General features: G+C 38.5%; 12 protein-coding genes. 6 read left to right on the top strand and 6 right to left on the bottom strand.

Going from position 1 to position 12,093, the window contains the following annotated elements:
• Positions 1-14 precede the first annotated feature (14 nt).
• The 4 genes from V7108_RS13675 (at position 15) to pobA (ending at position 3,238) form a co-directional block, all read left to right on the top strand.
• The gene (locus V7108_RS13675; RefSeq protein WP_335512552.1) at positions 15-797 is read left to right on the top strand and encodes a 2-keto-4-pentenoate hydratase; all 783 of its coding nucleotides are present in this window, start codon (positions 15-17) and stop codon (positions 795-797) included.
• 13 nt (positions 798-810) lie between these two features.
• Positions 811-1,014, top strand: coding sequence for a 4-oxalocrotonate tautomerase (locus V7108_RS13680; RefSeq protein ID WP_335512554.1), 204 nt, complete (start codon positions 811-813; stop codon positions 1,012-1,014).
• Between the two features lie 128 nt (positions 1,015-1,142).
• A complete protein-coding gene (locus V7108_RS13685) occupies positions 1,143-1,991 on the top strand; it encodes an extradiol ring-cleavage dioxygenase (protein WP_335568538.1) in 849 nt (282 codons plus the stop codon).
• A gap of 68 nt (positions 1,992-2,059) precedes the next feature.
• Entirely contained in the window at positions 2,060-3,238 is a 1,179-nt protein-coding gene (gene pobA / locus V7108_RS13690) for a 4-hydroxybenzoate 3-monooxygenase (protein ID WP_335512557.1), read from the top strand.
• Positions 3,239-3,391: 153 nt separating this feature from the next.
• Here the strand turns inward: pobA and V7108_RS13695 are convergent, their stop codons facing one another.
• Positions 3,392-4,180, bottom strand: coding sequence for an IclR family transcriptional regulator (locus V7108_RS13695; RefSeq protein ID WP_335568539.1), 789 nt, complete (start codon positions 4,178-4,180; stop codon positions 3,392-3,394).
• A 401-nt stretch (positions 4,181-4,581) separates the two neighbouring features.
• Between V7108_RS13695 and V7108_RS13700 the strand changes: the two genes are divergently transcribed.
• Both V7108_RS13700 and V7108_RS13705 read left to right on the top strand, forming a co-directional pair.
• Positions 4,582-5,580, top strand: coding sequence for a VOC family protein (locus tag V7108_RS13700; protein ID WP_335512561.1), 999 nt, complete (start codon positions 4,582-4,584; stop codon positions 5,578-5,580).
• A gap of 41 nt (positions 5,581-5,621) precedes the next feature.
• Positions 5,622-6,638: an amidohydrolase family protein gene (locus V7108_RS13705; protein ID WP_335512563.1), complete on the top strand. Its 1,017-nt coding sequence runs from the start codon at positions 5,622-5,624 to the stop codon at positions 6,636-6,638.
• 163 nt (positions 6,639-6,801) lie between these two features.
• Here the strand turns inward: V7108_RS13705 and V7108_RS13710 are convergent, their stop codons facing one another.
• The 5 genes from V7108_RS13710 to V7108_RS13730 form a co-directional block, all read right to left on the bottom strand.
• Entirely contained in the window at positions 6,802-7,512 is a 711-nt protein-coding gene (locus tag V7108_RS13710) for an ABC transporter ATP-binding protein (protein WP_335512565.1), read from the bottom strand.
• The gene (locus V7108_RS13715; protein ID WP_335568540.1) at positions 7,505-8,260 is read right to left on the bottom strand and encodes an ABC transporter ATP-binding protein; all 756 of its coding nucleotides are present in this window, start codon (positions 8,258-8,260) and stop codon (positions 7,505-7,507) included. The genes V7108_RS13710 and V7108_RS13715 overlap by 8 nt, the downstream gene beginning before the upstream one ends.
• Positions 8,257-9,249, bottom strand: coding sequence for a branched-chain amino acid ABC transporter permease (locus V7108_RS13720; protein WP_335512569.1), 993 nt, complete (start codon positions 9,247-9,249; stop codon positions 8,257-8,259). The genes V7108_RS13715 and V7108_RS13720 overlap by 4 nt, the downstream gene beginning before the upstream one ends.
• The gene (locus V7108_RS13725; protein ID WP_335512571.1) at positions 9,250-10,110 is read right to left on the bottom strand and encodes a branched-chain amino acid ABC transporter permease; all 861 of its coding nucleotides are present in this window, start codon (positions 10,108-10,110) and stop codon (positions 9,250-9,252) included. It abuts the gene before it with no gap.
• A 296-nt stretch (positions 10,111-10,406) separates the two neighbouring features.
• Positions 10,407-11,639 carry an ABC transporter substrate-binding protein gene (locus V7108_RS13730; RefSeq protein ID WP_335512573.1) on the bottom strand — a complete coding sequence of 411 codons (1,233 nt, stop codon included), beginning with the start codon at positions 11,637-11,639 and terminating at the stop codon, positions 10,407-10,409.
• Between the last annotated feature and the right edge of the window lie 454 nt (positions 11,640-12,093).

The following is a 12,093-nucleotide window of genomic DNA, read 5'->3' on the forward strand; positions in this document are numbered from 1 at the left end:
AGGGAGGAACGGGAATGAGTCAATATAGAGATTTAGCGGAATATTTAGTTGCTGCTGAAGTAGAAAAACGGGAAGTAGTAAAGGTTACAGCAAACTTAAAGCCCGATTTAACTGTTGAAGAAGCATACCTGGTTCAACATGAACTTGTTAACATCAAGTTAAATGAAGGTAGAAGAATCGTTGGTCCTAAAATGGGTTTAACCAGTCATGCAAAAATGAAGCAAATGAATGTAGATGAGCCTATCTATGGTTATGTGTTCGATTATATGTTAATAGAAAATGGTGGCCAGGTTCCTTTACATGAGCAAATTCATCCAAAAGTTGAAGCAGAAATCGCTTTTGTGATGGCTGAAGATATTGAAGGTCCAGGTGTGACTGGGGCTCAGGTCTTAGCAAAAACACAATATGTTCTACCAGCATTGGAGATTATTGATAGCCGTTATGAAAATTTCAACTTTACTTTACCTGATGTAATTGCAGATAATGCATCCACCTCGAGAGTTGTATTTGGTACATCATTGAAAAAGCCAGAGCAATTTGAATTGGATTTAGTTGGCGTTACCTTATCCATCAATGGAGAGATAAAGGATTTAGGGGCTGGAGCTGCAGTCGTAGGGCACCCAGCTAATTCTGTTGCAATGCTCGCAAATATGCTCTCAAGAAGAGGGGAAAAGGTACGTAAAGGTGATGTTATTTTAACTGGTGGAATTACCGGTGCAGTCATGTTGAAATACGGAGATGTCGTAAGCGGAAAATTTGATGGTTTAGGTGAAGTTACCTTTACTGTTACTGATTAAAAGAAAGTAGTTTTTGAAAAGGAGGGATTCGGTGCCAATTATCAACGTGCAAATGATGGAAGGAAGACCTAAAGAAAAAGTGGCAGAGGTTATTCAAAATATTACCAATACAGTTTCAGAAACATTGGATGCACCGAAAGAGACTATTAGAGTGATTGTAACCGAGATTTCAAAAACTCACTGGGGAAAAGCTGGAAAACCGATGTCTGAAGTATAGAATGCTAAAAACGAAGGTTGGTAGCATGGCGATATACCCCTGCTACTAACGTCATGTCTAAAAAGGTTAAGAACTATCTTTATATTTATGAAAGCGGTTGCAAAAAATATATTTTTAGGGAGAATCATATGACGATTGAATTGAGTATGTTGGTCCCACATGTCCCAAGTATTTGCCATGAAAAAGATGTACCTGAGTTTCAAAAGGATATGGTTTCAGCTATGAAAGAAGTGGCCAAGGAGATTGAAACAATAAAACCAGATGTACTAGTGTTAGTTTCATGTCACTGGCCATCAACATTTTTTCATTATGTTGACTGTACTCCTGTCCATAAAGGGATTCTAACTGCATTTGAGGCGCCAGATTTGATTAAAGATGTTCCTTATCACTGGCGAGGTGACGAAGACTTAGCCAATCAATTAGTAAACGCTGGTAAGGAAGCTGGTTTGCAAGTCCAGGGGGTAAATGATCCTTATTATATTTGGGATTATGGAAGTGTCGTACCTTTACGCTATCTTGTTCCAAATGAAGATATTCCGGTTATTAATTTATCTGTTACATTAGCAGCAAGTTTAGAAGAAACCAATAAGTGGGGGCAAGTTATTGCCAAGGTTTTACGAGAAAGTGAGAAAAAGGTAGTATTTGTTTCGAGTGGTGCCTTATCTCATAATTTAGTTCGTGGAAGACACAATAAGCCGACAGTAACGGAACATGCTATGGACAAGCAATTTGTGGAATACATCATGAAAAAGGATTATCAAGCAGCCTATGATATGCTTCCGCAGTATGCAAGGTTTGCAAAGGTTGAATCTGGTGGACGTCACCTAGCAATGCTATTTAGCATGATTGAGGATGGATGGGAACCAACCTATTTAGCGGACGGACAATCTTCTGGAAGTTGGAATGCCATGCTTACTTTTGGGAATAAAGAGTCAGTCAAGATAGAGGCTGAAGCAGATAGCGAATATGTCAAGTAAAGAAAGAGACTGTAGGAACTTACGTAAGTATCTTCCTACAGTCTTTATTATATAGAAGGGATGATTATATGCGTACACAGGTTGGGATTATTGGAGCAGGTCCGGCAGGGCTTTTGCTTTCTCATTTATTACATTTACTAGGGATAGAATCTATTATTCTTGAATCACGGTCACGGGAGGAAATTGAGGGTACCATTCGTGCAGGTGTGTTAGAGCAGGGCACAGTAAATCTATTAAAGGGAACAGGTGTGGGAGAGCGGTTGATGAAGGAAGGTCATGTCCATCGCGGTATTGAATTACAATTTAAAGGTAAACGGCACCGGATTGATTTACATGAGCTTTCAGGTGGAAAAGAAATAACCGTCTATGCCCAGCATGAAGTAATTAAAGATTTAGTAGCCGCTCGTCTCCAAGCTGGTGCAAAAATCTTCTTTAATGTTAGTGATGTTAGTCTACATGATATTGAAACATCTACACCGAAAATTCAATTCTGCCATGGTAATTATTTGCAGGAATTAACGTGTGATTTTATTTCTGGCTGTGATGGTTTCCATGGACCTAGCCGTAAAGCCATTCCAGCTGATGTTCGATCAGAAAAACAAAAAATTTATCCATTCGGTTGGCTAGGAATATTGGCGAAAACAGAACCTGTAAACCCTGAGTTAATTTATACAAATCATGAAAGAGGATTTGCCCTACTTAGCACACGCTCACCTGAAATTCAACGTCACTATATCCAGGTTGACCCGAAGGATAATATCGCAAATTGGTCAGATGATCGAATTTGGACGGAGCTGCATGCAAGAGTTGATATGGCAGATGGCTGGACGTTAAAAGACGGCCCAATTATTCAAAAGAACATTGTTTCAATGCGCAGCTTTGTCTGTGAAACCATGCAATTTGGAAGGCTGTTTTTAGCAGGTGATGCTGCCCATATTGTTCCTCCGACGGGTGCAAAAGGTCTAAACTTAGCGGTGGCTGACATCCAAGTTTTGGCACGTGGGATAAAAGAGTTCTATCAATCGAACCAGGAAGAACTTTTAAATCGCTATTCTGAAATTTGTACACGTCGAGTTTGGCAGGCTCAACGTTTCTCCTATTGGATGACTTCCATCCTACATCGGAATTTCGACCATAGCCCATTTGACGTCGGGATTCAACTAGCAGAATTGGATTATGTCATTTCATCAAAGTCAGCATCAACGAGTCTTGCAGAAAACTATGTTGGATTACCAATGGAATGGTAGAAATAGTAACAGGGTTATAATATTCGATTAACTACACTTTAGCAGGAGATAATCTCTCCTATTAAAATGTAGTTTTTTACTCAACTTTCGCAGAGTGAAATCGGCAAACCTTAAATGAAACCAAAGTTCCCGAACGACCCTAATACCTTATATCTAACCTAAAAATCGCTTATCATACCCCATCCTTTCAGAAGCTTCCTCGCCTGCATTCATAACCTTTTTAGCGATATCCGGCACTTTATAATCCATCATGCGTTGGAGAGGGCCGACCACATTTATGGCTGATACAACCTTCCCAGTATAGTCACGAATAGGTGCTGACACGGATCTTGTTCCTACTGTTAATTCCTCGGTACTAATTGCATACCCTCTTTTTCGGATTAACTCCAATTCCTTCCGTAACTTATCGGGATCTGTAATACTTTTGCTTGTGTATGCATGCAAACCTGCTTTGATTACCTCTTCAACTAGATTATTTTCATCAAAAGCAAGCAGTACTTTCCCAGAACTTGTGCAGTATGTTGGATTTTTTCTCCCCAGATGTGTGAGGATTCGAACCGGGTGGCTGCATTCTTCTTTATGAATATAGATTGTATCCAGACCGTCCAGAACCGATAAATGTGCTGTTTCCCCGGTATCATGCACTAATTTAAATAGTAGTGGTGATACCTCTTTATGGATTTCCAGGTTATTTGTAACAATACCGCCAAGTGTCAAGACTGATATTCCAAGTTTATACCTGCCAGTGTTTTTATCTTTTATAACAAAACCTTCATGAGCAAGTGTAGTAAGTAAACGGCTTACAGTACTTTTTGCAAGACCGAGAGATACTGCGAGGTCACCAACCTTTTGTGTTGGTTCAAATGTAGAAAAACTCTTGAGTATACGAAGTGCATTACTGACGGATGAAAGAATTTGTGGATTATTACTTTTTTCAGACATTTTCCATTCCCCTTTCTTTAGCTGTTCCATATACAGAAACATTTTTGTTATGTTTTGAATATTCTATCATTTCAATATAATAATGTACACATTTTCTGTCATCGCTTACAAAATATTCAATAGAAAATTGCATAGAAGTTCTTTAAGGGTTCACGCAGAGGAATTCACATTCTTTAAAATAATTTGGACTTTTTGAAATTTTCTTAATTTCATTCCACATAGAGGAATTCAGCACTTTTGTTTGCCCCATCGACCCCATATAATTAGAACTAGTTAAAGAGGATATTTTATAGTAAATTATTTGAATTATCGAAATCAATTTCTTCTTTGGATTCATGTAAGCGATTTCCGATATAAAATAATTTACTCAATAGCAAAATAAACACTGGAGGTATGAAAAGATGGCTATATCAAATGCAAAACAAAATGAGGTAGAACTAACTGAACTAGATCTTAAATTATCGAATGTTGCACACATAGGCCACGCATCAATCAATGTGACTAACTTGGAAAGATCTACATGGTTTTTCACAGAGATTCTGGGCCTGCATGTAACCGCAGAGGAAGACGGCAAGGTTTATCTACGAGCATGGCAGGACTGGGATCACCACACATTAGTTCTCAATCAAGCTGAAAAACCTGGACTGGACCATTTTGGTTGGAGAGTTAACTCAGAAAAATCACTTTATGCATTCGAAAAATCGTTAATAGAATCAGGAACTGACTATAAGTGGATAGACGGTGGTACTGAACTCGCACAGGGTGATGCCATCAAATTCTACAGTCCAGCTGGAATTCCTATTGAGCTTTATTGGGAAATGGAAAAGTATTCGAACCCACTGACAGCTTCCAAATTGCCTAGTCACCCAATGAAATACAGTGGGAAGGGTGCTGCGCCTCGCCGCTTTGACCATGTGAATGTGATGGTGAATGATGTTGCACATGAGCAGGAATGGTGGACTAATTTCCTTGGAATACATCATCGTTACTATATTCAAAATGAAGCGGATGTTCGTCTTGGATCATGGTTGAGCAAAACAAATATCGCACATGAAATTGCAATCATGCGAAACGGCAATCAATCAGGTGCACTTCTCCATCATGTAGCCTATTTCTTAGATTCACCGGATGAACTACTGCGTGCGTTGAATATCATGGCTGAAAATGACATCAAAATCGAGTGGGGACCTGGAAAGCATGGTACAAGTGGGGCTCAATTCCTGTATGCATTTGAGCCATCCGGTAATCGGATTGAGCTGTGGACAGGCGGAATGCTTATTTTTGCACCAGACTGGGAGCCGATTGAGTGGCAATCAGGCACGGGACAGTTTGGGCTTGATATGTGGGGAAGCACACCACCTAAAAGCTACTTGACTTATGGTACAGAAATAAAGAAATAGATTTGCAGTTTAGGTGTCTTAAAGAAGGGAGATTTTCAGCTTTGACAAAAAAATTACGAGTTGATTTTCATACACACATCATTTCCGAAGATTTTCCTGACCTGGCAGCAAAATATGAAGATGACCGGTTTCCGATACTTGAAAAGACCTGCAGCTGTGGTGCTGAAATTAAGATACAAGGCAAAACATTCAGGAAGATAACCGACCAGGCATGGGATCCCAAAAAGCGGATTGAAGACATGGATAAGGAGGGTGTGGATATTCAGGTGCTGTCACCGATTCCAGTCACCTTCTCATATTGGTCGGATCCGCAGGCCTGCCTGGAGCTTGCCCAGTCACAGAATGATTTTATCGCTTCTGTGGTAAAAAAGTATCCAGACAGATTTATAGGAATGGGCACGGTTCCACTGCAGGATGTGAAACAGGCGGTAGCAGAGATGGAAAGGGCTGTTAAAGAGCTCGGACTTAAAGGGATTCAGATAGGCTCCAATGTAAACGGACTGAATCTGGATGACGATTCCCTGTATTCATTTTTTGAGGCGGCCGCAGAAATGAATGTTCCACTTTTTGTCCACCCATGGGCAACTCTAGGACGAGAAAGGCTTCAACGTTTCAATTCAATGTATACTGTCGGAATGCCTTCAGAAACTGCGTTAGCAGCCGGAAGCATCATTATGAGCGGGATGCTGGACAAGTTGCCGAATCTGAAAATTTGCTTTGCACACGGAGGCGGGTCTTTGCCATATATCCTTCCAAGAATGGATAAAGGCTGGGAAGTTTGGCCGGATACCCGAAATACAGAAAATCCTCCAAGCTCCTATGCGAAAAAACTGTATTACGATTCACTCGTTTACGACCCAGATAATTTGAAATTCATGATCGAACGTTTTGGTGCAAAGCAAATTATTGCCGGATCTGATTATCCATTCCTTCTGCGCGAAAAGCCGGTAGGAAAGGTCATTGACAACCATGAGGATATTTCAGAAGTCGATGCAAGGTTAATGCTTGGACAAAATGCTTTGGATTTTCTTGGATTGAATAAATTGGTTAAATCCTGATTGTAAACTCTAGGGGAGTGTTTATGGAAACGAAAAATGCTTTGAAAACAGAAAGTCTTTCAAAGCATTTATTGAGCTAGTTTTATAGATTTTTTTCTTCATAAAAATAAGGATAAAATTAAGCAAAAGGTAGACTCGAGATAAGAGTCTACCTTTTTTGGAGCTACGAAACTCCTAAATATTTATGCTGAACATCCTTATTTTCTAACAATTCATCTGGTGCACCATTCCAAACAATCGTACCCTTGTTCATGATTAAGATTTCATCCGCTACCTGGCAGGCAAGTGAAATATTTTGCTCAACCATTAATATCGAAAGTCCGGTCTCTTTCAGCTTACAGACGATCTCACCTACTTGGTCAATAATAACCGGGGCGAGTCCTTCAGATGGCTCATCCATTAACAGAAACTGCGGATTAGTCATCAAAGCCCGGCCAATTGCCAGCATTTGCTGCTGTCCGCCGGATAGCTGCGTACCCATATTATTTTCGCGTTCCTTAAGAATTGGGAATAGCTCATAAACCTTGTCGATATCCCAGTTTACTGCTTGACTATTTCCTTTTCTTTTCCGAGCGGGCATCGTTAAGTTCTCTCTAATGGTAAGGGAAGGAAATATTCTTCTTCCTTGTGGTACTAAGCCAATACCATCACGAGAAATTTGGTGTGTTGGTAAAGTTTGTACTTGTTTATCATTAAAAGTGATGGTACCGCGTTTTGATTTGACCAGACCAGATATAGTATGAATCGTTGTTGTTTTTCCTGCTCCATTTCGTCCCAAAAGTGCGACACACTTTCCCTCTGGAACAGTAAATGTAACCCCTTGAAGGATATGACTTGTTCCATAATAGGAATGAACATCTTGTAACTCAAGCATGTTTTTTCGCACCCCCACCGAAGTAAATTTCCTTTACCATTTCGCTATTTCTAACTTCTTCTGGAGCACCAGTTAATATTGGCTCACCATGGTGAAGAACAGTAATTCGATCTGCAATCGCAAAGACTACTTCCATATCATGTTCAATTACCACTAACGCCATGGAGCGCGGCAGTCTTTGAATCATCTCGGAAGTTTGAGTTGTTTCTGCCGGAGACATTCCAGATGTTGGTTCATCTAATAAAAGAAGCTTTGGTTTACTAGCCATCGCTAATAGTACTTCTAGTAAACGTTGTTCTCCATAGGATAGATTATTTATTTTCACATCACGGCGATGGGTAATCTTCCATTCATCCAATATCTGATTTGTTTCTTTTTTTATATCAGAACGACTTGTTAGGGAAAACCATACGTCATGACGATATTTTTTCTTGGCAGTTAAGGCAAGATGAATATTTTCTTCTACCGTTAAATCACCAAATAAATTATTCTTTTGAAATGTTCGTGCCATCCCTAAATGAACTAATCTATGAGCAGGAAGATTTGTAATATCTTTCCTTTCAAAATGCACCGTTCCTGAAGTAATAGGAAGATGGTTTGTTATAGAATTAAAAAGAGTCGTTTTCCCAGCACCATTTGGTCCAATAATAACATGGCGTTCGCCTGGCTGTACTTCCAACGATACATCATGTAGTACTTGTAGGGTACCAAATGATTTATTTATTTTATCTACTTTTAGTAAGCTCAACTGATAACCTCCTCCTTTTCTGGTTGAATAGTTGAGGAAACCTTATTATTTTTGGGTTTACTTTTAAAAATCATATCGACACCTAATTTCAACCACTGGATGATTCCGCCTTTTCCAAGAAGGACAAGGAAGATGAGAATGGCACCCAAAATCAATGGCCATCTTTCCGTATAGGTACTAATAAAGTTTTGCAGGAAGATGAATACACCCGCTCCAATGGCAGGTCCAAGCAATGTACCTACGCCTCCAACGATAACCATGATCATTACTTGACCAGAGAACAGCCAAGCAGATAACTCTGGAGAGACGAAAACGTTATAGAAGGAATAAAGTGAACCAGCAAACCCTGCTAATGCTCCGGAAAGGGTATAGGCTAATAATTTATAAACACGAACGTCATAGCCAAGTGCACTCATACGACCTTCATTTTCCATGACGCCTTTCGTAATTTTTCCTGCTGGAGATTCCACGAATAATCTTAGTAAAATATAGACAGCGACAAAAATAATTCCCATCACATAATACATGGTTTGCGGATCAAATATGTCACCAAATCCAAGATTCATAATAGCGGAAACAGACATCCCATCCGCTCCACCTGTCAAATCCTTCATTTGCCAGAATAGAGTAAATATCAATTGGCTAAAGGCAAGCGTAATCATAAGAAAGTAGAATTTAGAAGTACGGATAAATACTGCTCCAGTAATGAATGCAAGCAATCCAGCGATCGCAACCGCTATAATAATGATTAAATACGTATTAGTTACAAACTGCCCGATTAATGCAACAGAATAGGCACCAATTCCAAAAAAGGCAGCATGCCCTAGCGAATCTAAACCAGCATAGCCCATAATTAAGCCCAAACTCATAGCGAACATGGCCATGATAAAAATTTCAGTTGTTAAATTCGTTCCGAAATCAGAAAGTATTTGCGGTACTGCGAAAACGACGAGGAGAAGTAAAACAGCATAAAGTATATTTTTTTTCAATTATGCCACCTCTCTTCCAAATAGACCTTGGGGGCGAATGATTAAAATAACCATCATGATTAAGAATACAATGAGCATGGATAAGGATGGGAACCACACTTTTCCAAATATTTCAAGCACTCCAATAATTAAAGCGCCAATAAACGATCCCTTCCATGAACCTAAACCACCTATTACAACAACTATTAAGGATGTGACAAGGATCTCAGAGTCCATTCCTGTATACATACCTAAGAGTGGCCCACCTAATACTCCACTTAATCCAGCTAAAGCTGCTCCAAAGATAAATACGCCTGTAAATACAGCTCCTACATTAATACCAAGAGAACCAACCATTGCACGGTCATCTACCCCTGCACGAATGACTGCCCCTATACGTGTCTTTGCTTCTAAATACCATAGTAAAACTGCTAATAAACAACCAACAAATACGACAAATAAACGAAATACTGGGAATGCCATATCCCCAATTGGGATGGACACATCAAGCATTGCAGGTGCTGGAATCGTTTGCATTTCTGTTCCCCAAATCCATTTGACAGAGTCAGCAATAACAAGCATTAAACCAAATGTCAGCAACACTTGTTCCAGCACTTTTCCATAAACACGTTTGATTAATACTTTTTCAAGGATAATACCAAATATCCCTACTGAAATAGCGGATAATAGTAGTGCAAACCAAAAGTTAATCCCATTACTAATAAAGGTAAAGGCCAAATAGGAACCTAGCATGAACAGTGCTCCATGAGATAGATTGACAACATTCATAACTCCTAGAATAATCGTTAGCCCTGCTGCAATCATAAAGTACAGCATTCCATATGCAATGCCTGTTATAAGTTGAACTAGAATTATATCCAAGGACTCTCCCCTCTCTTCCTATTTAAAATGTAGTATAATAATATTAATAAATGGGGTTGTCTTTTGGGACAGCCCCATTTATTTAGTTAATCAGAAATTTTTAGTTAAAGGCTCTTTTTTTAAAACTTTGTTACTTTTTATAACAAAAATTAATGATTCTGCTGTATTTTCGTTGAAAACAGCAGAAAATTAATAAGAAAAGAGCTAGCAAACTATATTCGAAGACTCAAAATAACTATTGCAACGTTAAAATCGGCTTTAAGATTTTAACAACAATCGTTACGAAAACAGCCTTATTAAAATGGTGATTTTTCTGGCATTGTTACTTTTTCTTTTGTTTCAAGGATTTCAGGTACAAGTTTGCCGTCCTTCAAAACGTTTTTCGTGATATAGATGTTTTGAATAGGATTATGTGTTTTTTCATCAATCGTAATTGGTCCACGTGGACTATCATAAGAAATACCTGGTAATTCTTTGATTACTTTTTCGGCTTCCACGCTACCTGCTGCAGTTAGAGCTTTGTCAAGAACTGTTGCTGAGTCATATCCATTAACAGAGAACGTATTTGGAAGCTTGCCATATTTCTTTTCATAACCTTCAACAAATTTTTTGTTTAAATCATTCTCCAACCAAGGTGAGTATATAGTTCCAGCAAGAAATCCTTCCGAACCATCTCCAGTAGGCTCTATCATTAGTAAATCACCAAACTCTAATGTTCCAGACATTGGAATTTTATCTTTTAAACCAAATTCCTCGTATTGTTGAATATAACGAATACCGTCACTACCAGCAAAGAAGGAATAGATTACATCTGGCTTTAAGCTAGATGCTTCTTGTAAATAAGTAGAAAAGTCATTTGTTCCTAATTTCGGATAAAGTTCTTTTAATACTTTACCGCCTGCTTCTTCGTAGGCAGCCTTAAAGGATCTTAACACTTCGATACCAGCTGGGAAATCAGAACCCATAATAACTGCATTTTTACCAATATTTTCTGCTACATACTCTGCAAGAGGATTTCCATTTTGCCAGTTAGACCAAGAAACACGGTATACATAATCACTCTTTTTACTCCAATTAAGATCGTCTGCTGCTGCGTTTGGTACAATCATAGGAATTTTATCTTTATTTACTTCATCACGTAATGCAAGAGCAATAGAAGAGTTAGTAGGACCAACTAGAAGATCTACTTTTTCACTGTGGACTAATTGACGATATTTTCTTAGACCTACTTGAGGATTTCCTTCGTCATCTTCAAATTTAAGCTCTACATTTTTACCGCCTAATTTCCCATCATGTTCTTCTAAATAAAGTTCGAAACCTTGTTTAATACCTTCTGATAATGGAGCCAATGGACCTGTAAAGGATAGGACAAAACCAATTTTAATTGTTTCGCCTTCTGCTGATTGAGGTTTTTCCTTAGTTGTGGTAGATTGTTGTTTTGCTCCTTGGCAGCCTGCAACAAAAATCATCATTGATAAAAGTAGCAGGAACATTAATTTCCATTTTAATTTCGTTTGCTTATTCTCCATTTCAAATTCCCCCTATTGTAATTACAGATTGGCAACCATTTCAAAACTACACTTTATTAAGCGTTTACATTTTCGTTTTATGTAATATGACAAATTCCTCCTTTTTCGACACGTTTTCATTTTTTCAAAACGTTCAGAATCTTCTGTCTGAATAGATGTTAATATGAATTTGTTCCTACTGCAACACCTTTGTTCTGCTATACGCAACGTATTATATTTTTTTAATAAAAATATACACCCTAAAACTAGCTGAAAAAGAGGAGGTAGTAAGTTGAGTCTTTTAAAGGTAGATAATATCAGCAAATCATTTAAAACCCTACAAGTGCTACAAAATGTCACATTAGAAGTTCAACCTGGTGAATCATAATTCAAAAGTATCCATTGAGCCCGTTTTCTTTTTTTATCAACCCGAAGAAAGGGGAAATTTGTTTTAGTAATGAAAGAACAGACTCCT

It is taken from the genome of Neobacillus vireti (assembly GCF_036962345.1).
Lineage (GTDB): Bacteria > Bacillota > Bacilli > Bacillales > Cytobacillaceae > Neobacillus > Neobacillus vireti_A.

What these genes read in the sequence shown, in the direction of transcription:
- V7108_RS13730 (WP_335512573.1), bottom strand. Translation starts at nt 11,639, where the DNA reads ATGGAGAATAAGCAAACGAAATTAAAATGGAAATTAATGTTCCTGCTA.
- V7108_RS13685 (WP_335568538.1), top strand. Translation starts at nt 1,143, where the DNA reads ATGACGATTGAATTGAGTATGTTGGTCCCACATGTCCCAAGTATTTGC.
- V7108_RS13675 (WP_335512552.1), top strand. Translation starts at nt 15, where the DNA reads ATGAGTCAATATAGAGATTTAGCGGAATATTTAGTTGCTGCTGAAGTA.
- V7108_RS13710 (WP_335512565.1), bottom strand. Translation starts at nt 7,512, where the DNA reads ATGCTTGAGTTACAAGATGTTCATTCCTATTATGGAACAAGTCATATC.
- pobA (WP_335512557.1), top strand. Translation starts at nt 2,060, where the DNA reads ATGCGTACACAGGTTGGGATTATTGGAGCAGGTCCGGCAGGGCTTTTG.
- V7108_RS13695 (WP_335568539.1), bottom strand. Translation starts at nt 4,180, where the DNA reads ATGTCTGAAAAAAGTAATAATCCACAAATTCTTTCATCCGTCAGTAAT.
- V7108_RS13700 (WP_335512561.1), top strand. Translation starts at nt 4,582, where the DNA reads ATGGCTATATCAAATGCAAAACAAAATGAGGTAGAACTAACTGAACTA.